This window comes from Orrella dioscoreae, from assembly GCF_900089455.2.
Classification (GTDB): domain Bacteria; phylum Pseudomonadota; class Gammaproteobacteria; order Burkholderiales; family Burkholderiaceae_B; genus Orrella; species Orrella dioscoreae.
In genome coordinates, this window is the sequence record NZ_LT907988.1 from 3237240 (window position 1) to 3261025 (window position 23786).

At 66.3% G+C, this 23786-nt stretch carries 24 protein-coding genes and 1 tRNA gene; 12 read left to right on the forward strand and 13 right to left on the reverse strand.

The window, feature by feature from the left end:
- Window positions 1-176: 176 nt before the first annotated feature.
- Window positions 177-458, reverse strand: a complete 282-nt coding sequence (locus tag ODI_RS15000) for a hypothetical protein (RefSeq protein ID WP_067752489.1) — start codon at window positions 456-458, stop codon at window positions 177-179.
- Window positions 459-664: 206 nt separating this feature from the next.
- On the opposite strand from ODI_RS15000, the gene ODI_RS15005 reads away from it, so the two are divergent.
- From ODI_RS15005 to ODI_RS15015, 3 genes are all read left to right on the forward strand, one after another.
- Window positions 665-1366, forward strand: coding sequence for a GntR family transcriptional regulator (locus tag ODI_RS15005; RefSeq protein ID WP_067752488.1), 702 nt, complete (start codon window positions 665-667; stop codon window positions 1364-1366).
- A 9-nt stretch (window positions 1367-1375) separates the two neighbouring features.
- Window positions 1376-2044: a hypothetical protein gene (locus tag ODI_RS15010; RefSeq protein WP_067752481.1), complete on the forward strand. Its 669-nt coding sequence runs from the start codon at window positions 1376-1378 to the stop codon at window positions 2042-2044.
- A 391-nt stretch (window positions 2045-2435) separates the two neighbouring features.
- Window positions 2436-2990 (forward strand): exopolysaccharide biosynthesis protein, encoded by a 555-nt coding sequence (locus ODI_RS15015; protein WP_067752605.1) that lies wholly within the window; start codon window positions 2436-2438, stop codon window positions 2988-2990.
- A 140-nt stretch (window positions 2991-3130) separates the two neighbouring features.
- Here the strand turns inward: ODI_RS15015 and ODI_RS15020 are convergent, their stop codons facing one another.
- On the reverse strand, window positions 3131-4693 hold the full coding sequence (locus tag ODI_RS15020) for a histidine kinase famiy protein (protein ID WP_231968066.1): 1563 nt from the start codon (window positions 4691-4693) through the stop codon (window positions 3131-3133).
- Window positions 4694-5125: 432 nt separating this feature from the next.
- Between ODI_RS15020 and ODI_RS15025 the strand changes: the two genes are divergently transcribed.
- Window positions 5126-6259: an HWE histidine kinase domain-containing protein gene (locus tag ODI_RS15025; protein WP_067752478.1), complete on the forward strand. Its 1134-nt coding sequence runs from the start codon at window positions 5126-5128 to the stop codon at window positions 6257-6259.
- Between the two features lie 167 nt (window positions 6260-6426).
- Here the strand turns inward: ODI_RS15025 and ODI_RS15030 are convergent.
- From ODI_RS15030 to tsaA, 3 genes are all read right to left on the reverse strand, one after another.
- Window positions 6427-6503: transfer RNA gene (locus ODI_RS15030), tRNA-Arg, on the reverse strand.
- Window positions 6504-6834: 331 nt separating this feature from the next.
- Entirely contained in the window at window positions 6835-7044 is a 210-nt protein-coding gene (locus ODI_RS15035) for a TOBE domain-containing protein (RefSeq protein ID WP_067752475.1), read from the reverse strand.
- 57 nt (window positions 7045-7101) lie between these two features.
- On the reverse strand, window positions 7102-7602 hold the full coding sequence (gene tsaA / locus ODI_RS15040) for a tRNA (N6-threonylcarbamoyladenosine(37)-N6)-methyltransferase TrmO (protein ID WP_067752472.1): 501 nt from the start codon (window positions 7600-7602) through the stop codon (window positions 7102-7104).
- Window positions 7603-7736: 134 nt separating this feature from the next.
- On the opposite strand from tsaA, the gene ODI_RS15045 reads away from it, so the two are divergent.
- A complete protein-coding gene (locus tag ODI_RS15045) occupies window positions 7737-8726 on the forward strand; it encodes a FecR family protein (protein WP_067752469.1) in 990 nt (329 codons plus the stop codon).
- 41 nt (window positions 8727-8767) lie between these two features.
- On the opposite strand, the gene ODI_RS15050 is transcribed toward ODI_RS15045, so the two are convergent.
- Complete coding sequence (locus tag ODI_RS15050) at window positions 8768-9634, reverse strand: pirin family protein (protein WP_067752466.1); 867 nt, start codon at window positions 9632-9634, stop codon at window positions 8768-8770.
- A gap of 142 nt (window positions 9635-9776) precedes the next feature.
- On the opposite strand from ODI_RS15050, the gene ODI_RS15055 reads away from it, so the two are divergent.
- Window positions 9777-10679 (forward strand): LysR family transcriptional regulator, encoded by a 903-nt coding sequence (locus tag ODI_RS15055; RefSeq protein WP_067752463.1) that lies wholly within the window; start codon window positions 9777-9779, stop codon window positions 10677-10679.
- Between the two features lie 60 nt (window positions 10680-10739).
- Here the strand turns inward: ODI_RS15055 and ODI_RS15060 are convergent, their stop codons facing one another.
- From ODI_RS15060 to ODI_RS15085, 6 genes are all read right to left on the reverse strand, one after another.
- Complete coding sequence (locus ODI_RS15060; RefSeq protein ID WP_067752460.1) at window positions 10740-12002, reverse strand: TRAP transporter large permease; 1263 nt, start codon at window positions 12000-12002, stop codon at window positions 10740-10742.
- The gene (locus tag ODI_RS15065; protein ID WP_082985266.1) at window positions 11999-12547 is read right to left on the reverse strand and encodes a TRAP transporter small permease; all 549 of its coding nucleotides are present in this window, start codon (window positions 12545-12547) and stop codon (window positions 11999-12001) included. The genes ODI_RS15060 and ODI_RS15065 overlap by 4 nt, the downstream gene beginning before the upstream one ends.
- Before the next feature lie 18 nt (window positions 12548-12565).
- Window positions 12566-13573, reverse strand: coding sequence for a TRAP transporter substrate-binding protein (locus ODI_RS15070; protein ID WP_067752454.1), 1008 nt, complete (start codon window positions 13571-13573; stop codon window positions 12566-12568).
- A gap of 111 nt (window positions 13574-13684) precedes the next feature.
- Window positions 13685-14689, reverse strand: coding sequence for a transketolase family protein (locus ODI_RS15075; RefSeq protein WP_067752452.1), 1005 nt, complete (start codon window positions 14687-14689; stop codon window positions 13685-13687).
- The gene (locus ODI_RS15080; RefSeq protein ID WP_082985265.1) at window positions 14686-15585 is read right to left on the reverse strand and encodes a transketolase; all 900 of its coding nucleotides are present in this window, start codon (window positions 15583-15585) and stop codon (window positions 14686-14688) included. Before ODI_RS15080 ends, ODI_RS15075 begins: the two co-directional genes overlap by 4 nt.
- Before the next feature lie 9 nt (window positions 15586-15594).
- Window positions 15595-16350: an SDR family NAD(P)-dependent oxidoreductase gene (locus tag ODI_RS15085; protein ID WP_067752450.1), complete on the reverse strand. Its 756-nt coding sequence runs from the start codon at window positions 16348-16350 to the stop codon at window positions 15595-15597.
- Window positions 16351-16498: 148 nt separating this feature from the next.
- Here ODI_RS15085 and ODI_RS15090 point away from each other — a divergent pair, with 148 nt between their 5' ends.
- Window positions 16499-17428 (forward strand): LysR substrate-binding domain-containing protein, encoded by a 930-nt coding sequence (locus tag ODI_RS15090; RefSeq protein ID WP_067752447.1) that lies wholly within the window; start codon window positions 16499-16501, stop codon window positions 17426-17428.
- Window positions 17429-17485: 57 nt separating this feature from the next.
- Here the strand turns inward: ODI_RS15090 and ODI_RS22320 are convergent, their stop codons facing one another.
- A complete protein-coding gene (locus tag ODI_RS22320; RefSeq protein WP_157929768.1) occupies window positions 17486-17713 on the reverse strand; it encodes a hypothetical protein in 228 nt (75 codons plus the stop codon).
- A gap of 339 nt (window positions 17714-18052) precedes the next feature.
- On the opposite strand from ODI_RS22320, the gene ODI_RS15095 reads away from it, so the two are divergent.
- From ODI_RS15095 to ODI_RS15115, 5 genes are read left to right on the forward strand one after another with little or no spacing between them, the layout of a single operon-like run.
- A complete protein-coding gene (locus ODI_RS15095) occupies window positions 18053-19492 on the forward strand; it encodes an aldehyde dehydrogenase family protein (protein ID WP_408635947.1) in 1440 nt (479 codons plus the stop codon).
- The gene (locus tag ODI_RS15100) at window positions 19485-20180 is read left to right on the forward strand and encodes a GntR family transcriptional regulator (RefSeq protein ID WP_067752442.1); all 696 of its coding nucleotides are present in this window, start codon (window positions 19485-19487) and stop codon (window positions 20178-20180) included. Before ODI_RS15095 ends, ODI_RS15100 begins: the two co-directional genes overlap by 8 nt.
- An 8-nt stretch (window positions 20181-20188) precedes the next feature.
- Window positions 20189-21412 carry a CaiB/BaiF CoA transferase family protein gene (locus tag ODI_RS15105; protein WP_067752439.1) on the forward strand — a complete coding sequence of 408 codons (1224 nt, stop codon included), beginning with the start codon at window positions 20189-20191 and terminating at the stop codon, window positions 21410-21412.
- The gene (locus ODI_RS15110) at window positions 21409-22995 is read left to right on the forward strand and encodes an acyl-CoA carboxylase subunit beta (RefSeq protein ID WP_067752436.1); all 1587 of its coding nucleotides are present in this window, start codon (window positions 21409-21411) and stop codon (window positions 22993-22995) included. Before ODI_RS15105 ends, ODI_RS15110 begins: the two co-directional genes overlap by 4 nt.
- Complete coding sequence (locus ODI_RS15115) at window positions 22995-23786, forward strand: ABC transporter permease (protein ID WP_074046789.1); 792 nt, start codon at window positions 22995-22997, stop codon at window positions 23784-23786. Before ODI_RS15110 ends, ODI_RS15115 begins: the two co-directional genes overlap by 1 nt.

Sequence of the window (23786 nt, forward strand, 5' to 3'; positions counted from 1 at the left end):
GGAGCCTCGCTTTGCGCGGGTCTCTGGCCTGGTCGATTCACTATAGGACGCACGATCTGCGCGTCATACACGACCTTCGTCGTAGTCCAACACGCGCACCCCCGAGGGACGCCAGGGGACTAGGGGAAACCACGGGGAGGCCCCGTCACGCAACGCGGCCCGGGCGTCAGACAGCGTTACAGGCTGTGATCGGGATGGCGCTTGCGTTCCTGCGCCTGGCGCTTGCGCAGGAAGCGCCAGGCCAGGAATGCCGCCACCGTCAGCAGCAGCGCACGGCCGAAAGAGACACACAGCAGATAACGCAGCGCCAAGGCCTCGGCATCGACGGATGCGCCGCCGGCGCGGGCGGCGAACCAGTCGGGCACGGCAGGCGGGCCTTCACCGCTGAAGGAGCAGGCCAGGGCGTAGGCCAGCGTCGCGCTGACCAGCCACAACAGGAAAAGAAGGAACGTCTTCATGGGGCAAGGAAAGGCGGAACGCGCCGCCCGCAAGGCGGCGAAACGCCGATTCTAGGCCCCTGCCGAGACAGCCATGCGTCATGCGCCTGTCCGGACATTCCTGCGTTATAGTCGGTGACGGTGCCGATCCGTCCCCAATCCGGGGCCTCGGGCACGGTGCGCCGCCGCCATCCGGATCAGGCCGGGGCCTGGATAAAATCGGGACCATGAAGAAGACCGATATCACTGAAAAGAAAAAGCGCGGCTTGGGCGCGCAAAGCATCTACGACCGCTTGCGCCGGGACATCATCGAACTGGTCCTGCCGCCCGGCGTGCCGCTCGACGAGATCAATCTCTCCAACCAGTTCCAGATGTCGCGCACGCCGGTGCGCGAAGCCCTCGTGCGCCTGGCTGCCGAGGGCCTGGTGACCAGCCTGCCCAATCGCAACACCATCGTTTCCGTCATCGACTTCCGCCAGATCGGCGGCTACCTGGACGCCCTGACGCTGATGTACCGCGTGACGACCCGCGGGGCGGCCGTGCACCACCGCCCCCATCAACTCGAACATATCCGGGCCCGCCAGGACGAATTCGCGGTGGCCGTGCGCAACCAGGACGCGCTGGCGATGATCGTCACCAACCGCGACTTCCACATTGCCATCGCCGAAGCCGCCGACAACCCCTATTACGTCGGCCTGTTCAGCAAGCTGCTGGACGAAGGCCAGCGCATCCTGCGCATGTACTACTCCTCTTTCGACGACCGCCTGCCGGACGAATACGTGCGCGAGCACGAGGAAATGATCCTGGCCATCGCGGCGCGCGACACCGACCGCGCCGACCGCCTGGCCATCGGCCACGCGGAACAGATCTCGCGCCACATCCGGGGCTTGATGAGCCGGGACGTGGCGGCGAAGATGGCGCTGAAATAGGCAGCGCACATGACCACGACGCCCGACGCCCCCGCCTTCCCCGCCCCGCCCGCCACGTATCCCGTGATGCTGATCACGCGCTGGCACCAGGCGGCCGCCATCACCTCGCTGCTGCTGGTCTGCACGCTCTTCGCCGGCAGCTTGATCGGCCTGCTGATCGCCGAGGTCGACCTGGCGCTCGCCATCCCCTGCGCCCTGGCGGCCGCCGCGCTGGGCGCGCTGCCCGGCCTGCTGACCTACCGCCGCTTTCCCAGCAAGCGGACAGCGACGATACACGCCGACGGCGTGCATTTCTCGGGCCTGGGCGACGTGCCCTATGCCTCGCTGGTGTCGTACAACACCGACGACTACCTGAAGCTGCGCCGCAGCAGCGGCCCCACCCTGCTCATCATGGGCCAGGGCAAGCTGCAAGCGGAATATCCGAAGTTCCGCGACGCCCTGCTGGCGGCGATCGGGGCGTGGAAACAGCGCCAGCCGCCGGGCCAGGCCGTTCCCGAGCGCGCGTATTTCTATGGTTCGCCCGTCGCGCGCCTGCTGGGCGTCGCCATCCTGGCGGGCGTGGGGTTCATCATCCTCATGCTGACCCAGCTGCGCGATCGGCCGATCAGCGTCTACTTCATCCTTCCCATGGCAATAGGAATGGGAATACGGCTGCTGGTGGGCCAGCGCAAGCGCTGATCGCGGGAGGCCGGACCTGGCGCGCGCGGGACGACTTCGTCTCTGATCTTTGCAGCGCCCCCGTCCGCCACCCGCAGGACAAGCCTACCGCTTGCAACTGACAAACTTTTGAATCCTCTCAGGGCTGCGACTGGCCCTAGTCTGGGTGCATCCACCAAAAAGGAGGCGCACCCATGCCACCCGATACGCATCGCGCCGTCGACGCTTACCCTGATAGGGGTCCCGTCGCCGGCGCCGGCGCCACGCCAGCAGGACCCCGTTGAACGGGGGCCGTCCGGCCGCCCGCCGGCCCGCCCGCGCCCGCGTCGTCACCGCCCACGCCGACGCCGGTGAACGGCGCGGCGCGCGCTTCAGAGGCAGGGCCTGGCGGGCCGCCCCTACGCTGACCACCATGCTGGACAGGCTGGAGAAGCTGTCACGCCGCCAGGATCCGGTTTCGGTCGGACGCATGCTGGATGCCGTGGGCCGCAGCAGCTTCGGGCCGCTGCTGCTCATTCCCGGGTTGATCGTGCTGTCGCCGGTGGGCGGCATGCCGGGCATTCCCACGACCGTCGCCCTCCTGGTGGGGCTGGCGGCGCTGCAGATCATCGGCGGGCGCTGCGCCATCTGGCTGCCGCAACTAATCCTGCGGCGTTGCGTGCAGCCGCGGTGGCTGCATCATTCGGTGCGCTTCCTGCGCCCGCTCGGGCGCCTGAGCGATGCCTTCTGCCGGTCGCGGCTGCGATGGATGACCGGCGACATCGGCACGCGGCTCATCGCCGCCCTGTGCCTCACCATCTGCATCGCCATGCCGCCGCTGGAGGTCATCCCCTTTGCCAACTCAGCGTGCGGCGCGGCGCTGGCCTTGTTCGGCCTGTCCTTGACGACACGGGACGGCCTGGTGGCCACGCTGTCGCTGGGCTTGAGCCTGTTCGCGGCGTGGGCGGTCGTGGAGGCGATCTGGTAGAGGCTGGCAGTGTTGCCATTGCCTGGACGCTGCTGGATGCCGCGCCGCAGGGCGCTTCCCGCTTCACTTTCAGCAAGCCTGGAACGACCCCGTCAGTCCGCCCGCATTGACCGCCAGCGTACCGTCTGGCCAGTTGTGGGTTACAGGCCGCTCGCCGCGCGTGGCGCGCTCCCCAGCACGCCGCGTACTTTTCTCGCCAATTCAGCGGGAAGATAAGGCTTGGAGATCACATCCAGCGCCGACCCGCCCGCGTCGGTCCGCTCGATGGCGCTTTCCGCATAACCCGTGGTCAACAACACCCGGATGCCCGGATGACGCTGCTTCGCCTCGCGGGCAAGCATCACGCCGTTCATGCCGCCAGGCATGATGAGATCGGTGAAGAGCAGGTCGTAGGAGGCCGAGGACAACGCATCCAGCGCGTCCGCCGCGTTGTGGCTCACCGCGCAACGGTAGCCGTATCCTTCCAGCACCACGCGCGCGAGGTCCGCGACTTCCGGCCTGTCTTCCACGATCAGGACCGTCTCGCAGCCCCGCTGGGCCGGATCGACGGAAGCGGCTTCGCTTTCCTCGGCTGGCGCGTCGATGGCAGGGAAGTACATGCGGATCGTCGTGCCGATGCCCTCCTCCGAATAGACCCGCAGCGCGCCGCCGGACTGCTTGACGAAGCCATACACCATGGACAGGCCAAGACCGGTGCCGCGCCCCTCTTCCTTGGTCGTGAAAAAGGGGTCCATGACGCGATCACGGATCGCACTGGGGATTCCGGCGCCGTTATCCGATATGGCGACGCTGACGTAGCGCCCCGGCGCCAGGCCGTCGAACGAGACACCCTGCAACGCGGAGACCGAGATATTCTTGGTCTCCACGGTGACGGCGGGCTGGTCGCGCCCGGCCAAGGCGTCGCGAGCGTTCAGCAGGACATTGAGCAGCGCCACCTCAACCTGAGTCGCGTCGACGCGGCAATTCCAGAGCGCGTCGTCCTGGCGCACGATCAACGCCACGTCCGGCAAGGTACGCTGCGACACCGCATTGCTGGACGCAATCAGGCTGTTGAGATTGAGTACCCGCCCTTCAAGCTTCTGCTTGCGTGAAAAGGCCAGCAGTTGCTGGGTCAGGGTCGAAGCGCGCTCGGTCGCCGAACGCGCCCGGGAGGTATAGCTGAGTATCTGCTCAGGATCGAGCTCGCCCTTGGACGCGCTCATGCGGATCAGGTCCAGGTAGCCCGTCATGACCTGCAGCAGGTTGTTGAAGTCATGGGCGATGCCGCCCGTCAATTGACCCAGCGCCTCCATTTTCTGTGCCTGGCGCAAGCCGTCTTCCGCAGTGCGACGACGGCTGACATCCAACTGGGAGGCAAAGAAATAGATGACCTCGCCCGCGTCGTTGGATACCGGGGAAATGTACAAGGCATTCCAGAACGGAGAACCGTCCTTGCGGTAATTGATCAGTTCGATCGAGATTTCCCGCTGCTCGGCAATCGCGTCGCGCACCTGGGCGATCGCGTTGGCATCCGTGTCGGCGCCTTGCAGGAAACGGCAGTTCCTGCCGACGATGTCTTCCATCGCATAGCCGGTCAATTCGCAGAACGCATTGTTGGCTGCAATGATGGGATGGTCTGGCAACCGGGGATCCGTGATCAGCATCGGCATGGGTGCCGATCTGACCGCGGCAAAGAAGAGGTTCTCCTCGGCGGGCAGGGGCACGCCGTTCAGGCCGCGAACTCCCTGGCGATGCTGTTGTGTTTGTTCTTCCATGATCCGCCCAGGCCAAATTTCAACCGCCAGGGCCTTACGCCCCTGACGACGATTCCATCACTGCATCGCTCGCTGAGACGGACTTCATGCCCAAATCGTCGGAGGGACTGCGTTGACTAACGAAAAGATTGAACCACGCGCGTCATCTGGAAAAGGCTTCCAGACGCACGAAACTCGCGCGAAATGTAGCCAGGGCCGTCGCCAACGGCGCGTCTGGCGCCTGACACACTGATCCAAAAGGCAATCCTGCAGCCCAGGCGCGCCATGCGTGATTCCTGGCAGCCATTGTAAGCCTTTGATGTTTAAAGGGGCTGGGCGCGATGATATCGCACATATGGTACCGTGGGGGCCAATCCTCAGTCCTCACAGTCGGCGGTGCAAATGCGCGATTTGATTGAATATTTTCGGCGCAAGGCACTCGATGTGATTTGCGCCGACGAACCTGTCGCCGGACTGCTGCACGAGTTCGCAGAGCGGTTGCAGGCCGCCCTTCCCCATGCGGTGGTCGGAATCACGGTGCTGGACAAGCCTGGCCTCAGCTTCCGGCACGCCATCTTTCCCAGCCTGCCCGCATCCTTCTCTGATCTCATTGCAAACAAACCGTTTGATGGGGCGAGACGCGGCTCTTGCGGCCTGGCTGTTCTTCACGGGACAGCCTACGAGGTCACCGACATCGCCACCGACCAGCGCATGAAGCCGGAGTGGCGCAAGCTGATGCAGGCGCACGGGCTCCAGTCCGTGCTGTCCACGCCCGCCATAGGCGCCGACGGTTTGCCGCACGGCGCCATCTCCGCCAGTTTCCGTGGCGCCATCGATCTTGGCGACGAGCAGAGATCCGCCATAGGCGAAGCAGCCAGCCTCTGCGCGCAACTTGCAAGATACAGCCGCTCCCGCGAGGCACGCGAGCTGCTCCTGGGCGAACTGGATCATCGCATCCGGAATCTGTTTTCTTCAGTCGGTGCCGTCGCCAACCTGACGTTGCGCGGTCACCCGGACCCTCTCGACTTCCAACGGGTGCTGGGCAGCCGCCTCGTGATCATGGCACGCGCCCATGCCCTCGCCGTCTCTCCCGTCGAAACCAGCCTCGACGTGCTGCTTTCCGAGGCCCTGGCGCCGTACTCCTCGGACTTCCAGATTCGTTGTGTCGGCCCGGATATCACCCTGGCCAAGGAGGCGGCAGCCGCGCTGGCGTTGACGATTCACGAGTTGGCCACCAACGCCCGGAAATATGGCGCCCTATCTGTTACCGGCGGGAACATCGAGGTGCTATGGTCCATCGCCCTCAGCCCGGACGATGGCGGTGGCGAAGTGTTCAATCTGAGCTGGAGCGAATCGGGCGGGCCTGCCGTGAGTCCCCCCTCCAGGAGAGGATTCGGCAGCCGCACTGTCAGCAGCAGCGTTCGCAGCGCTTTCGATGGACACGCGCAGGTGCAATACCTTCCTGCGGGAATCGTGTGCAATATCTCGGCGCCCTTGTCTGCCCGGTTTGGCTATCTCTCTGGCGCGGCAGCCTGAGCCGTGCCTGGCCAGCGCCAGGCACGGCCCCTAGGCCTGCCTTGCACGGATATGCCGCAAGAAGCGCCAGCGCACACGGCGAGGGCTGGCGCCAACCGTCATCGCGCAATGCGGTTTGAATCGCGCAAAAGAAAAGGGCCTCCACTTTCGTGGAGACCCTTCAGAATTGGCGCGCCCGGCAGGATTCGAACCTACGACCCCCTGGTTCGTAGCCAGGTACTCTATCCAGCTGAGCTACGGGCGCTTGGTACTGCTGTACTACTACTGCTGTACTGCGATTGGTACTGATCCAACTTGGTACTGATTCAACTTATTTGCGAATCATCGATGTTTCGCAAAGAGGCGAGAGTATATCAGGAATTTTTTTCACTGTCTTGCTGGCGCTGAATTTCTTCGGGCAATCCATCAAGCGGCTGGAAGTGCGCCTCTCACGGGCCGAACTTCCCGGCCCACGCACTTCAAAAACTCCAGCTCCACGCCTCGTAGTGCCAAGTCCGCGACTATAGCATGACTCCACGACACTTGTCATACCCACGCAAAAAAAGATGTTGTGCGCGGGTGACGCGGCCGTGTGATCAATCCGTCGCGATCATCACGCTGGATGCCTTGATGACGCCGTAGACCTTGGCGCCCTCGCCCAGCTTCAGGGACTCGGCCGAGGTGCTGGTGATCGTCGAGACGATCTGCACGCCAGGCGCGATCTCCAGCGTGACTTCCGTGGTGACGGGGCCGCGCACGATGGCGACGACCTTGCCGGGCAGGACATTACGGGCGCTGATCTTCATGGATGGACTCCTTGGAGCAACAAGAAAACTGTCTGGCGAATCTTCCGCCAGCGGAGGTTAACGCATGCGGTCATCGGCGCGCGTCTGCGCAAGACGTGCGAGCTGCGGGCCAAACCAGCCCACGCGCTCGGTCTCGCGCGCGTCGAAACGCGGCACATAGGGCTTGATGTCCAGCACGGGCGTGCCGTCGACCATGTCATTGCCCAGGAAATGCAGCACGCTTCCCTCTACCTTGTCGAGTTTCACGATGCTCAGGCCAATGCGATTCGGACGCGCCGGCGCGCGGGTGGCGAAGACGCCATGCGGAACCGTGTCCAGGAAAGGCACGACCTCGAGCTTCTCCTGCTGGCACAGATGCAGGTGCGTCAACAGGATGAGATAGTCGAAGCCTTCGATGTCCTTCAAGCCCGCGGCGTACGCCTCATGCACTGCCAGCGTGGCCGCCTCGGCAGGCGCTCCCGCGCTCTGGATCGGCGTGCCTTCAGGCTGTGCGTAAGGACTGCGGATGATGCCGATGGGCCGGCACAGGATGGCGTCGTCGGGTCGCGGCTGGGTCATGGACGGCAATCTGGATGAAGGACGGAAGCTTGCCAGCGTACACGCGACGCCACATTCATGCCGGGACGCAATTGCAGTAACGATAACCATTTGCAATAATTTGGCTCGTTCCCGGTTCTTCGCCGCCGTCTTCCATGCGCCCCAGCGACACCGCCATTCCCGACGATCCCCGCGACCAGGCCGCGTACTGGTATGCGCGCATGCGTTCGGGCGATGCGTCGCCGATGGAGATCCGCGCATTCGAGCTCTGGCGCATGGCCGACCCCCGCCACGCCTTGCAATATGGACGCCTGGACCGCCTGTGGGACGGCGCGGAACACCCAGGCGGCGTTGCCCGGCCGAGTGGCGCCCGGATCGCGGCAAGCGGCGCCAGCCCGCTACGCCTGAACCGGCGCCGCGTGCTGTTGGGCGGCGCCGGCCTGTCCCTCGCCGTGTTGGGCGCGGGCCTCGCCGCCCGGCCCCATCTCTGGCAGCAGCCGCTGCATGCCGCGCAACTGGCCACGGCGCGCGGCGAACGGCATCGCGAATCGCTGCCCGATGGTGGAGAACTGTTCCTGAACACCGACAGCCGCGCCAGCGTGGAAATCCACGCCGATGCGCGTCGCATCACGCTGCACGCCGGCGAGCTGTATCTGGGCCTGCGCGCCGACAATGCGCCCGCGTGGACCGTGGCAGCCGGCCCCGCGCAGGTCCTCATGACGCGTGGCCGGGTGAATGTGCGGCAACTGCCTGACGAAACACGCATCAGCGTGGAAACCGGCCCCGTCAGCCTGCGCAGCGGCGCGTGGTGGCAGCGCAAGACCACGCCGATGGAAACCGGCGACATGATCGCCGTGTCCGCGTCGGGCCTGGGCCACCTGGATCGGGTGGACGTCGGCCCCTTCGTTGCCTGGCAGCGGGGACGGCTGGATTTCCGCGCCACGCCCTTGTGGCTGGCGGTCGATGAAATCAACCGCTATCTGTCCGAGCCCACGCGACTGGATGCGCCGCGCCTGCGGCAATTCCCGGTCAGCGGCACCGTGGACCTGAACGATCCGCGCGGCCTGCCTGCGGCGCTGGCCGCGCTGGCCCCCATCACGGCGCAGGTGCTGCCCGACGGCAGCCAGCGGCTGGTGGCACGCTGAAAGCAAGGCGGCCTCCCGAGGGAGGCCGCCCACCACTGCGCTCAGGCAACCATGGCGCCAAAGCGGCCGCGGTTGAAGTCATCGACAGCCTGGCGGATTTCGGCCTCGCTGTTCATCACGAACGGGCCGTAGCCCACCACGGGCTCGTCGATGGGTTCGCCCGACAACCACAACACCACGGCATCGTTGTTGGCCTCGATTTCCACGCCGCTGCCGTCGCGATCCAGATGCACCAGCTGGCCTTCGCGCGCCACCGCATTGCCGTTGACCAGCACCGTGCCATGCAGCACCACCAGCGCCAGCGTGTGTCCGTCGCGGGTATCGAAACGCGCCACACCGCCCTGCCCCAGCTTGATGTCGCGGACATCCATGGCCGTGAACGTGCGTGCCGGCCCCTGGCTGCCCGCGTACTCGCCGGCAATGACGCGCACGCTACCCGCGCCATCGGGCAAGGCCACCGTCGGAATGTCACCCGCCAGCAGGGTCTGGTATCCCGCCGCAGCCAGCTTGTCCTTCGCGGGCAGGTTCACCCACAACTGGACCATTTCGATGGTGCCGCCCCGCTGCGTGAAGGCCTTCGAATGAAACTCCTCATGCAGGATGCCACGGGCAGCCGTCATCCACTGCACGTCACCCGGGCCGATCAGGCCGCCCGCGCCGGTCGAGTCGCGATGCGCCAGTTCGCCCTGGTAGACGATGGTCACGGTTTCGAAGCCGCGGTGCGGATGCTGGCCCACGCCACGGGGTTGCGTGGCAGGCTCGAAATGGGTGGGCGCAGCATGGTCCAGCAGCAGGAAGGGGCTCAGGTGCTTGCCCAGGCCGTCATAGCCGAAGAGCGAGCGCACGGGAAAGCCGTCCCCGACCCAGTGGGGCCGGGGTGCGCTGTAGACGCCGAGGATCTTCTTCATGATGCGTTCTCCGTTCTGTGCAGCCACTGGCTGCGTGGATAGGGAACCACTATAGAAAGAGAACGAATTCCTCGGTAGATGGGAAAATCCGCCTTCAGCGTCCTAGAATAGGAACGATCAACGGATTTTTCCTCTGGATGCGATGCGCGACCTCAACGATCTCTATTACTACGTCCAGGTGGTGGACCACGCCGGTTTCGCGCCCGCCGGACGCGCGCTGGGCATCCCGAAATCCAAGCTGAGCCGCCGCATCGCCTTGCTGGAAGACCGCCTGGGCACGCGGCTGATCCAGCGCTCCACGCGGCGTTTCGCCGTCACGGAAATCGGGCAGTCGTACTACGCCCACTGCAAGGCCATGCTGGTGGAAGCCGATGCCGCCGACGACGCCATCGCCATGACGCATGCCGAGCCGCGCGGCACCATCCGCATGACCTGCCCCATCGCCCTGCTCGATGCCCAGGTGGCCGACATGCTGGGCGCCTTCATGGTCGAACACCCGCTGGTCACGATCCACCTGGAAGAGACCAACCGCGTGGTGGACGTCGTCGGCGAAGGCATCGACATCGCCATCCGCGTGCGGCCGCCTCCGCTGGAGGACAGCGACCTGGTGCTGCGCGTGCTGGCCGAACGCGGGCAATGCCTAGTGGCCAGCCCCGCTTTGCTGGCAGGCAGCGTGCCGGCCGTGCCCGCGGACCTGTCCGACCTGCCCAGCATGGCCGTGGGTCTGCCGCAGCATGAGCACCTGTGGGACCTGATCGGCCCGGACGGCGCCCGCGCCTCCCTCCATCACCGTCCACGGCTGGTCACGCGCGGCATGCTGGCCTTGCGCGTGGCGGCGCTGGCCGGCGTGGGCGTCGTGCAGTTGCCGTCGATGCTGGTGCGCGAACAGCTCGCGCGCGGCGAGTTGGTACAGGTGATACCGGGCTGGGCGCCGCGGCGCGAGATCGTGCATGCCGTCTTTGCCTCGCGCCGCGGGCTGCTGCCGGCGGTACGCGCGTTGCTGGACGATCTGGCCCGGCGCTTCGATGCGCTGGGTGAGAACTGATCACGCCAGCCGCGCCCTTCTGCTCAATAGCGTGGCGAACAGAAAGGCACGGACACGGGATTAGAACTTCAAGGTCAACGCCGGCACATAGCTGAACAACGCCAGCACGATCAGTGCGCCCAGGTAGAACGGCCACAGCTCCTTGACGACCTTCAACACGGGCACCTTGGCGATGGTGCTCGAGATGAAGAGCGTCGTCCCGACGGGTGGCGTGAAAAGGCCGATGCTTAGATTCAGCACCATCATGATGCCCAGTTGCATGGGGTCCAGGCCGATCTCTTTCGCCAATGGCACGAAAATCGGCCCAAGCAGCAGGATCGCGGCCGGCAGATCGATGAACATGCCCACCAGGAGCATGATGCCGTTGAGCACCAGGATGATGGCCCACGGATCCTGCAGCGTTTCCAGCGCCCACGCGGCGAAGGCTTGCGGCACCTGGGCAAACGTGACGAGCCAGGACACGACGGTCGACCCCATGATGACCAGCATCACGACGCCGGTGGAAACGCCAGCAGCCAGGACAGCCTTCACGAAGGCCGACAGGGTCAGGTCCCGGTACACAAGGAGCCCCATGGCCAGCGCGTAAAGCGTCGCCAGCACGGACACCTCGGTGGGCGTCGCAATCCCGAATCGCAACAGCACGAGGATGAACGCAGGCAACAGCAGGGCAGGCATCGCCTTGGCCAGCAACGGCCAGAACCGGGCCCAGTCGAACGGTACGCGGTTGTACGGGAAGTTGCGCAAGCGCGCCGACAGGTTGCAGACCAGGATGAACACGGCGGTGATCATGAGCCCGGGCAACACGCCCGCCAGGAACAGCCCGCCGATGGACACGCCCGAGACCAGCGAGTACAGGATCATCGGGATGGACGGCGGGATCAGCACCGCGATCATCGAGGTGGCCGCGTTGTTGGCCGCCACGAAGCCCGCCGGATAACCCTCGCGCTTCTGCCAGGGAATCAGGATGGACCCCATGGACGTGGCGTCCGCCACCGCCGACCCCGACACGCCGCCGATGGTGGCCGAGCCCAGCACGGACACCGAGGCCAGGCCTCCCCGGTAGCGCTGCACCAGCACCGTGGCGAAATCCACCAGGTGCTGGCCCAGCGTGCCGCTCATCATCAGGCCGCCAGCCAGGATGAAGAACGGCAGGGCCAGCATCGGGAAGGACTGCGACGGCCCGAAGAGCTGCTGGATGATGATGTTGTAGGGCAGGAACTCGCTGGTGCTGATGGCGGCGCCGGAAGCGATGACCAGCACGTGTCCCACCGGCACCGCCAGCAGGAGCAACGCGAGGAAGGTGACGATCAGGACGGGCATCATAGGCCGCTCTCCTCGGGCTCGGGCTGCGGCAAGGCGGCCGCGCCCTGCACCATCACACGCAGGGCGATGAAGAGGCTGCACGCCGCCGTGCCCAGGGCCGCATAGGCCAGCGCGGCATAGGCCCAGCTGGCCGACAGGTTCAGCATGGGGCTGATCTCGATGGCGACGATGTCCATCATGCCCACCACCGCATGGAAGAGCCAGCTATAGGTGGCCACCACCAGCAGGTTGATCGCGATGGCCCAGACCAGCCGGATGCGTTCAGGCAGCAGCGCCGTCAACACATCGACCGCGATGTGCGCGCCGCGCTGCACGCCCAGCACGATGCCGCCGGCGATCATCCAGGGGAAGAGAAAGGCGGAGAGTTCGCCGACCCACGACAGGCCGCCCGCGTCATTGAAATAGCGGACGAACACATTGATGGCCAGGCAGACCAGCAGCACCAGGGTGGAAGCAAGGACCACGAATGCGGAAAAACCGGCAATGAGCCGGTCTATCCGCTGCGTGGCCCCCACAAGCGATTGCTTGAAGGGTGTTGTCATCATGGAAACCTGTTCAGAAAATCAGGACTTCGCCGCGTCCACCAGACGCTCGACGAAAGGGCCGACCTTGCTTTTCTTGCGCCAGGCGTCGATGACCGGCGCCGTTGCCTCGCGGAACGGTGCGGGATCCACTTCATTGACCTGCAGCTTGCCGTCGGCACGGTACTTCGCCAGCAGCTGCGTGTCGGCGTCGCGCATCAACTGGCGCTGCAGCGCGCCGGCTTCTTCGGCCGCTTCCTGGATGGCCTTGAGCTCGGGCTCGCCCACCTTGGCGCGCGCGATGCGCGACATCAGGAAGGGATTGCTCTGCCACACGTGGCCGGTGAGGCTGATGAATCGATTGACCTCGTAGAGCTTGGAGCTTTCGATGTTGGCCAATGGATTCTCCTGGCCATCGACCACGCCCTGCTGCAGGGCGATGTACAGCTCGCCGAAGGCGATCTGCTCGGTGCTGGCACCCAGCGACTTGAACACATCCATCAACATGACGTCGGACGGCACGCGCAGCTTCAGGCCCTTCAGGTCAGCGGGCGTCTGCACCGCGCGCTTGCTGTTGGTGACGTGGCGGATGCCGTTGTCCCACCAGCTGAGCAGGGACAGGCCGGCAGGCTCCAGGCGCTGCGCCAGGTCCTTGCCCACATCGCCGGACAACACCTTCACGGCCTGGTCGGCGGACTGGAACAGGAAAGGCAGGCCCAGGACGTTGATCTCGGGCACGACGTTGCCCACGGGGCCCTGGCTGTTGATCGAGAAGTCCAGCGCGCCGGTGCGCAGGCTGGTCAGCATGGCGGCATCGCTGCCCAGCTGCTCGGCGCCGGCGATGTTCACACGGACCTTGCCCTGGCTCTTGGCCGCGACCAGCTCGGCGAACTTCTCCGCGGCGACGGCGCGCGGATTGCCCGGCGCGGCGCCATGGCCCAGCGTGAGGGTCACGGCCGCCTGCGCGGGCCGGATGATGGCCGGAAAGAACGGCGCGGTGGCAAGGACGCCCGCGCTGGCCACGAAGGCTCTTCTGCTAATCCTGGACATGTTGTCTCCTGTCTCTTGTTTCAGTTATGGGAATGTACCCGCGTGCCCTGCACGCGGAGGGTCATGTGGACGATTCAGTCTTGGCTATTCAGTCTTGAAAAACGCTCCGTCTTACAACCACGACTTGATCGAGGCCACGATGGCCGAGGTCGAGATGCCGTAGCGGTCATGCAGCGTGGGCAAGGCGCCCGCATCCAGGAAGGCATCGGGCAAGGCGATCTGCTTGAAGCGCGTGGGCGCGACGCCCTTGCGCAGCAACAGTCCCGCGATGGCTTCGCCCAGGCCACCCACCACGGAGTGGTTCTCGGCCACGATGACCAGGCGGTCGCCGCGCCGCCGCACTTCGCGCAGGATGGTCTCTTCGTCCAGCGGCTTGATGGTCGGCGAATGCAGCACCGCCACGTCCGCCGCGCCGCCGGCCAGTTCCTGCGCGGCCTCCAGCGCGCGCATCGTCAGCAGGCCGCTGGAGATGATGAGCGCGTCCTTGCCGTCGCGCAGCAGCTTGGCGCGGCCCAGCTCGAACTGGTAGTCGTATTCGTCCAGCACCAGCGGCACTTTGCCGCGCAGCAGACGCATGTAGACCGGACCGCGATGCGCCGCGATGGCGGGCACGGCCTGTTCGATGTCCAGCGCATCGCAAGGATCGACGATGGTCAGGCCCGGGATGCCGCGCAGGATCGAGATGTCCTCGGTGGCCTGGTGGCTGGGGCCATAGCCCGTGGTCAGCCCCGGCAGCGCGCAGGCGATCTTCACGTTCAGGTCTTCCTCGGCGATGATCTGGTGGATGAAGTCATAGGCCCGACGCGCGGCGAACACCGCATAGGTCGTGACGAAAGGCACGTAGCCTTCCTTGGCCAGGCCGCCGGCCGCGCCCATCAGGAGCTGCTCGGCCATGCCCATCTGGAAGAAGCGCTCGGGGTATTCGCGCGCGAAGATGTGCAGGTCGGTGTACTTGGCCAGGTCGGCCGTCATGCCGATGATGTCGGGCCGCTCGGCCGCCACTTTCACCAGCGCCTCGCCGAAAGGCGCACTGCGGGTGGGTTGTCCTTCGGCCGCGATCGAGGCGATCATGGCCGAGGTGGTGAGCTTGGGCTTGTTGGGGGCGGGCTGGCTCATGCGCGTTCTCCTGCGTGCTGGCGGTCCAGGATGTCGATGGCCTGCTGCCACTCCGCTTCCTCGACGCGGATGAAATGGTTCTTCTCGCGTGCCTCCAGGAAAGGCACGCCGCGTCCCATCAGGGTGTCGAACAGGATCACGCGAGGCTGCGCGCCCTCGTGCGTGCGGGCACGGTCGAAGGCATCCAGCACGGCTTCCAGGTCATTGCCCTTCACGCGCTGGACGTGCCAGCCGAAGGCGGCCCACTTGTCGGCCAGCGGTTCGAAGCCCAGCACGTCGCTGGAGCGGCCGTCGGCCTGCTGGTTGTTGATGTCGACCAGGCAGATCAACTTGTCCAGCTTGTAATGGGCTGCCGACAGCACGGCCTCCCAGACGGCGCCTTCATCCAGCTCGCCATCGGACATCGAGTTGTAGACGAAGGCATCGCTACGCTTCAGCCGCAGGCCCAGTGCCATGCCGACGGCGATCGTCAGGCCCTGGCCCAGCGAGCCGCCGGAGATTTCCATGCCGGGCGTATAGGCGGCCATGCCGGACATCGGCAGGCGGCTGTCGTCGCTGCCATAGCTTTCGAGCTCGCCCTCGGGGATGACACCGGCTTCGATCAGGGCGGCATACAAGGCGATGGCGTAGTGGCCATGGGACAGCAGGTAGCGGTCGCGGCCTTCCCATTCGGGCTCTTCCGGACGCAGCGTGAGCGCATGGCCATAGGCCACCGCAAGGATTTCGGCCATGCCCAGCGCCTGGCCGATGTAGCCCTGGCCCTGGACCTCGCCCATGCGCAAGGCGTAGCGGCGGATGCGATAGGCCACGTCGCGCAGATGGGCCAGCCTGTCGGCGCGCGGCGCGTCGGCGGGCAGCGTGCGAACCGGCGCGGAGGATGCAAGCGTGTCAGTCATCGTCGTTCCTTAGCCGTGGATCAGCATGCCGCCGTTGACGTCGATGACGCCGCCCGTGATGTAGGACGACAGGTCGGACGCAAGGAAGAGATAGGCGCTGGCGACGTCGCGGGCCTGCCCCAGGCGGTTCAGCGGAATGCCCTTCAGTATGTCGGCGCGCATGGCGTCGGTGAGCTTGCCGCCGGTGATGTCGGTCTCGATGAGGCCGGGCGTGACGCAGTTCACGCGCACGTTGTCCGGCCCCAGCTCGCGTGCCATGGCCTTGGCCAGGCCCAGCACGCCGGCCTTCGCGGCCGAGTAGTGCGGGCCGCCGAAGATGCCGCCCCCGCGTTGCGCGGACACCGAGGACATGCAGGCGATGGCGCCGCCACCCTGCTTGCGGAACTGGGGAATGAAGGCCTGGCTGAGCTGCAGCACGCCGCGCAGGTTCACGTCCAGGATGCGGTCCCAGCTGGCCGCGTCGATCTCCATGGTCTTGACCGGCTGGGTGATGCCTGCGTTGTTGATCAGGACATCGATGCGGCCATGCCGGGCCAGCACGGCATCGGCGGCGCGCCGGCAGGCGGCGGCGTCGGTCACGTCGCAGGCCAGGCCCAGATGGCCCGCGCCCGGCAAGGTGGCGGCGGCAGCCTGGCTGGCGGCCTCGTCCAGGTCAAGAATGACGACCTTGGCGCCTTGCTCGGCGAATAGTTTGGCGGTGGCGTAACCGATACCGCGCACACCGGCGGCGCCGGAAATCACGGCAACTTTGCTGTCCAACAGCATGCTGTCTCCTGTCCTCTCGTGTTTGGGGAAATGCGTCATGCATCGTGGGCATGAAGGTGAATCCTAACCACGTGAAAACAGGCAAACAAACGGTAATATTGCACCTTCAGGTGAATTCAACTCACCGAAAAACAGGGGGATTACCCGCATGACAGCCTCGAAGGACAAGGCGCCCGACGCCTTGCGGACACTGCCGCTGGCCATGCTGCGGACCTTCGAGGCCGCGGCGCGCACCGGCTCCTTTCGCGCAGCGGCCAACGAGCTCTGCCTGTCGCCCAGCGCCATCAGCCACGCCATCCGCGGCCTGGAGGAGGCGCTCGGCACCCAGCTGTTCCTGCGCACCGGCCGCGCCATCACGCTCACGCCCAATGGCGAAACGCTCTTCGGCCACGTGGCGCGCGGCATGGATGAACTGCGCATCGGCATGGAACTGGTCAGCAGCCACGGCCCCGCCATGCTGCGCCTGCATTCGGCGCCCAGCTTCGCCGCGCAATGGCTGCTGCCGCGCCTCTCCAGCTTTTTGTCCGCGCACCCGCAGATCGACCTGCGGCTGGCGGCCAACACCGATTACGCGCGTTTCGAATACAACGAGTTCGACCTGGACGTGATCTACGGCCAGCCGCGCAGCGAAGGCCAGGTGGTGGTGCCGCTGGGACAGGAACTGCTGACGCCGCTGTGTTCGCCGGCCATGGCCGCACGCATCCGCACGCCTGCCGACCTGCTGCACATGCCGCTCATCCAGAGCGACGTGAAGAAGATTCGCTGGCCGGCTTGGTTCGACCTGAACGGCCTGCCGACGCCGCCCTTGCACGGCGCGCGGCTGGATCGAAGCTTCATGGTGATTGCGGCGGCAGCCGATGGACTGGGCGTCGCGCTGGAGTCGACGCTGCTGGCCGAGCGGGAGATCCGCAGCGGCCGGCTGGTGAGGCCGCTGGCAGGCAAGGAAAAGGAGATCCGCTATGTGGGCCACTTTCTGACCTATGCCACCGCCACGCGGCGGCGTCATGCCATCGAGGTGTTCAAGCGGTGGATGCTGGAGGAGCTGGCCTTGTCGCTGGGCGAGGCGCCGCCACAGTAAACGCGCGAAAGGGGTAAACGCAGGGGTAAACGCGCGAAAGCAAGCACGTGCCGCCGCTCAGTCAGCCTTGCCCGCCCGGGCACGCTGGCGGGCGAAGGCACCGCCCTGTACCAGGGACTCGGCCGGCTCGGCGAAATAGCGGGCCGAGACGTCCAGCATCCGCTCGGCCGAAGCCGCCATGCTGACACTGGCAATGACACGACGGGGAACCGTCCGGCGTCGCAACCAGGCGGATGCAAAGGGTTGCGGCAAGGACAACGAAGGCAGGGAAAGAGAGAGAGGCATGGCGGTGTTCCGGCCCGGGTGCGAACGGGCATGCAAGCGATTCGATGGCTGTCAGCATAGGCCGGATACCCACGCCGATGGAACGACGCAATTGCCATAACCCTATAACCGCAAAGCCGCGACAGGCCGTCCTTTCCAAGGAATGAACATATTCCTTCCAAGCCGTTCCGCGCGTTTTTTTCTGTCGACATTATTGTCTGCATCATGCAAGACAGACTCGTCGACACACCCCTCGAATTGCGGCTTTGGATATAGCGCATCGGTTTTTCACAAAGCGGGCGGCCATCGATAAAGTGTTCAGGACTTGCCGCGTCTCGCACGCGGCGCAGAACACCTGGAATCCACATGTCTTCGCTTTTCATCGCCGGCCGCTGGGTAGCCCCGCTCGCAGGCGAATTCCTGCCCGTCATCGACCCTTGCACGGGAACGACCTACGCCACCATCGCCCGCGGTGGCGCTGGCGACGTGGACCTTGCCGTCTGCGCGGCGCGCCGGGCCCTGCAAGGCCCCTGGGCCGCCCTCAGCGCGACGGACCGCGGCCGCATCCTGACGCGCGCGGCCCTGGGCATCCTTGCGCATGCGGAAGAAATTGCCGACATCGAATCCCGCGATACAGGCAAACCTCGCGCGCAGGCACGCGCCGAAATCGACGTCGCCGCGCGTTACTTCGAGTTCTATGGCGGCGCAGCCGACAAGCACGCGGGCCAGGTCATTCCCTTCCTGTCCGGGCACCAGGCCATCGTTACCCGGGAACCCTTGGGCGTCACTGCGCACATCATTCCCTGGAACTACCCCGCCGTCATGTTCGGACGCACGATCGCGCCCGCGCTGGCGGTTGGCAACGCCGCGGTGCTCAAACCCTCCGAAGACGCCTGTCTCACTATCCTGCGCCTGGCCGATATCCTGGCCGACGCGGGCCTGCCGGATGGCGCGCTGAACATCGTCACCGGCCTCGGCGAAGAGGCCGGCGCTGCGCTGAGCGCACACCCCGGGATCGACTTCATTACATTCACCGGTTCGCCACGCGTCGGCACCCTCGTGCAGCAGGCCGCGGCCGCGACACCTGTGCGCTGCGTGCTCGAGCTGGGTGGCAAGTCCCCGCAGATCCTCTTCGAGGACGCCGACATCGAGCAGGCCCTGCCCGTGATAGTCCGTGCGATCCTGCAGAATGCCGGCCAGACCTGCTCGGCCGGCAGCCGCGTATTGATCGCCAGCAGCCGCTATGACGACTGGGCGCCCAGGCTGGCCGACGCGTTCCGCGCCACCCGCGCCGGCCTGCCTTCGGAAAATGCAGACTGCGGGCCGCTCATCAATGCCACGCAGCACGCCCGTGTGCGCAAGTTCCTGCAACGCGCCGTCGAAGATGGCATCCCCCTGCTGGCCGAGGGCCAGCTCGATGCCTCACTGGCGGCACAGGGGTACTTCGTCAGGCCCGCGCTGTTCGGCCCAGTGCCTCGCGATCACGCGCTGGCACGAGAGGAAGTGTTCGGGCCCGTCCTGTCGGTGCTGCCTTTCGAGGACGAGGCCGATGCGGTCGCCCTGGCCAACGGCACGGACTATGGGCTGGTGGCCGGCGTATGGACGCAGGATGCATCGCGCCAGGCCCGGCTGTCCCGGGCATTGCGCTGCGGCCAGGTCTTCCTGAACTGCTATGGCGCCGGCGGCGGCGTGGAGCTGCCGTTCGGCGGGGTGGGCCGCAGCGGCCACGGACGTGAAAAGGGCTTGCTTGCGCTCGAGGAAATGAGTCTCGCCAAGACGGTGGTGCAGCGGTATGCCTGAGACCACCCAGCGCAGGCGGCGCGCCAGCGCCTCCTCGTCCCGCGCGGCGCCCGGCGCGCAGACACTCGAGTTGACGCTGCGCGACCGCATCGCCCGCCAGAGCATCGCGCCCGGCAGCAAGCTGCGCGAAACCGACCTGGCGCAGGAATACAAGGTATCGCGCGCACAAGTGCGGGAGGCGTTCGCCGGGCTGGCCCTGAGGGGCCTCATCGAACGCGTCCCGAATCGCGGCGCGGTCGTCTTCCGGCTCGACTATGAACAGGTGGCGGAGATTTTCTCCGTGCGCGAAGTCCTGGAAGGCATGAGCGCGCGCCTGGCAGCAGAGCGCTCACGTCCACAGGACTGGGAGCCCTTCCTGGAACTCTTCAATGGTCCGATGGTGCGCTATCTGAAGGACGAGGACTTCGAGGCCTTCCTGTCGGGCTACGAATCCTTCCGCCGCAGCATCATCGTCGCGGCCGATCACCGCACGCTCAGCGCCATGCTCGACAGCATCAGCGAAAAGATCATGGCGCTGTCGCGCCGGATCATCATCCTGCCCGGCCGTGGCGAGCAGGCGTTGAAGGAACACAAGGCAGTCCTGCAGGCGCTGCACCGCGGAGATGCGGATGCCGCCGAGGCGCTGCGCAAGGCCAACATGCGCAGCGGGTGGGAATGGTTCGCCCGCTATCGCAATTTCATTCTGTAGGGCATGGCATGAAGACACTACCGCCTTCCGGCGCGCTGGCAGGGCTGCGCGTGCTGGAAATGGGCTCCACCGTCGCGGGCCCCTTCTGCGGACGCCTGCTGGCCGATTTCGGCGCCGAGGTCATCAAGATCGAGGCGCCCGAGGGCGACCCCTTGCGCACCATGGGTGAACACCAGGACGGCGTCTCGCTTTACGCAGCCAGCCTGCTGCGCAATAAATCCCTGGTCACGCTGGACCTGCGTCAGGCAGAGGGCCAGGCGCTCGCGCGCGAACTGGCGTTGCGAAGCGACATCGTCATCGAGAACTTCCGCCCTGGCACGCTCGAGAAGTGGAACATGGGCTATGACGTGCTGTCTTCAGGCAACCCGGGCGTGATCCTGGTGCGCATCAGCGGCTATGGGCAGGACGGTCCGTATCGCGACCGGCCTGGCTATGGCGTGATCGGCGAGGCGGTCAGCGGCGTGCGCCACATGACGGGCGATCCGGACCGCCCGCCCGCGCGGGTGGCGGTATCGATGACGGACTACCTGACCGGCCTGTATGGCGCCTTCGGCGCCATGATGGCCGTGCATGCCCGCCAGGCCACGGGCAAAGGCCAGGTCGTGGATGCGGCGCTTTACGAAGGCGCCTTCAGCATGATGGAACCTTTCGTTCCCGCCTACGACAAGCTGGGCACGGTACCCGCTCGCACCGGATCGCGGCTGCCTGGCAGCACGCCCAACAACCTCTATCCAACCCGGGACGGCGGGCACGTGCACATCGCCGCGATGTCGGATGCCGTCTTCCGCCGCCTGGCCGCCGCCATGGAGGATGCCGGGCTGGGTGAGGATGCACGCTATGCCACGGCTGCCCTGCGGCGCGCCAACGAGGAGGCGCTGGACGCGCGAATCGCGGCGTGGACGTCGGCGCGTGAGCAGGCCGCCATCGAACGGGCGCTGGCCGCGGCCAGCGTCCCCGCGGCGCGTGCCTATACGCTTGCCGACATCTTCGACGACCCGCACTACCGCGCCCGCCGCATGTTGCAACGCGTTCCCCACGACGTGCTCGGAGACGTCACCGTGGCCGGCGTGGTGCCGCAACTGAGCGGCACGCCCGGCTGCATCACGCAGGCCGGCGGCGCTGCCGGCAGGGACACGCGCGACGTGTTGTCGCGCTGGCTGAACCTCGACGCCGCGCGTCTCGATGCCCTGGCGCAACAGGGCGTGCTGGGACAGATGGAGGCAGGCGCATGAACCCGCAAGCCAAGGACTGGCAGCCGGAAGTCGAGGAGCTCCAGCGCCGGCAGCGCTGGGCCGAGTCGCTGGGCGGCGATGCCAACGTCGCGCGCCACCATGCCGCTGCGCGGCTGACCATCCGCGAACGCATCGACACCCTGGTTGACGCAGACAGTTTTCATGAGGTGGGCAAGCTGACGGGACAATCCGTGCCTCTCGACCAGCGGGGTCCCGATGGCCGCGGCGTGACGCCCGCCCCTTACGTCATGGGATTGGCGCGCATCGATGGGCAGGAGGTCGCGGTCGGCGGCGAAGACTTCACCGTGCGCGGAGGCATGAGCTGGTCTGGCGACCGCAAGAAGGGCGGCCAGGGCGGCTTCGTGGAAGACCTGGCGCTCAGCTACCGCATCCCCCTCGTCAATCTCATCGACGGCGCCGGCGGTTCCGTGGCCGGCACGCGCAAGCGCGGCCACAGCGTCTTCCCCGGCGTGCACGGTTTCGAGACATCGGTGGCCTTGCTGGGCCAGGTCCCGGTGGTCAGCGCCGTCCTCGGCGCCGCGGCGGGCGGACCGGCGGGGCGCGCCGTGCTCTCGCATTGGTCCGTGATGGTGCGCGGACAAAGCCAGGTGTTCTGCACGGGACCGGCGGTGGTGCGCCGGGCGCTGGGCCAGGCAGTCGACAAGGAGACCTTGGGCGGAAGCCGCGTGGCGGTGGAAGACTCCGGGAACATCGACAACGTCGTGGACACGGAATCCGAAGCCCTGGCGCTCGTTCGGCGCTTTCTGGGCTACCTCCCCGCCAATGTCTGGGAACTGCCGCCCAGGCGCCCGACTGGCGACCCTGCCGGTCGCCGCGAGGAAGGCCTGCTGGGCATCGTGCCACGCGACCGCCGCCGCGGCTACGACATGCGCGCCCTGATCGGCATGCTGGTCGACCAGGATTCCGTGTTCGAGATCCAGCCCAGCCATGCGCCTTCCCTCATCTGCGCCCTGGCGAGGATGGACGGCCATGCCGTGGGGCTGGTGGCCAACAATCCGCAACGCAACGGCGGCGCCATGGATGTCCGCGCCGCACGCAAGCAGGTTCGCTTCATCGAGCTATGCGACACCTTCCACATCCCCTTGATCTTCCTGGTGGACATGCCCGGTTTCATGGTGGGCGTGCAGGCCGAGCGGGAAGGCACGCTCAGGGAAGGCATGCGCGCGGTCTATGCCGGCGTGCAGGCCCGCGTGCCGAAGATCACCGTGGTCATCCGCAAGTGCTACGGCATGGGAGGAATGGCCACCACGGAAAAGAACGGCCTTGGCCTGAAGCTGGCCTGGCCCTCGGCCGAGTGGGGCTCCATGCCCATCGAAGGCGGCGTGGAGGTCGCCTTCAAACGCGAGATCGACGCTGCGCCGGACCCTGCCGCGCGCCGCGCCGAGATCGAGGACGAACTGCGCTCGCTCGCCTCGCCCTGGGCGACGGCGCAGGCTTTCGGTGTCGAGGACATCATTGACCCGCGCGATACGCGCCGATATCTATGCCGATTTCTGAACGCCATGCAGTCCCGCCTGAAGACGGAACTGGGGCCCCGCCTGCGCAGCGGCGTGCAACCTTGATGCAACGCGTGTCCGCGATGTGGCCTGCCGCCCTGGCCCACCGGGCGTCCAGGCTCGGGTTGCCGATCGCACTGATCCTGCTGTGGCAACTCGCCAGCAACGCCGGACTGGTGTCGCGCACCTTGCTGCCCGCTCCCAGCGACGTGGCAGACACCGTGTGGTGGCTGGCCACCAGCGGAGACCTGTGGCGGCATGTGAGCGCCAGCAGCCTGCGCGTCCTGCAAGGCTTCGGCATCGCCGCGGCGCTCGCACTGGCGCTCGGGATCGGCATGGGGGTCTTCCGGCAACTGGATCACCTCATCGATCTGCTACTGCAGGTACTCAAGCCGGTCCCCCCCATCGCCTGGATTCCTCTCTCCATCCTGTGGTTCGGCATCGACGAAGGCGCCAAGATATTCATCATCGTGCTGGGTGCGTTCTTTCCCATCCTGACCAGCACGGTGGACGCAGTCCGGCAAACCGATGGCCGTTATGTGGAGTTGGCGAAGGTGCTGGAACTGCCGCGCGGCCTGTTCATCAGGCGAATCATGCTGCCCGGCTCGTTGCCCCAGATCATGAGCGGCCTGAGGCTGGGCCTGGCAATGGCGTGGATGTGCGTGGTCGCGGCCGAACTCATCGCGGCCTCGAGCGGCGTGGGCTTCCTCATCATGGACGGACGCGCCATGTCGCAGGCGGACCTCGTGCTGGCAGGCATGCTCTGCATGGGGGTGCTGGGAAAGTTCAGCGACGACCTGCTCCGCCTGGCCGAACAGCGGCTGATCCGCTGGCGTACCCGGTTCGCGGGGCTGTGA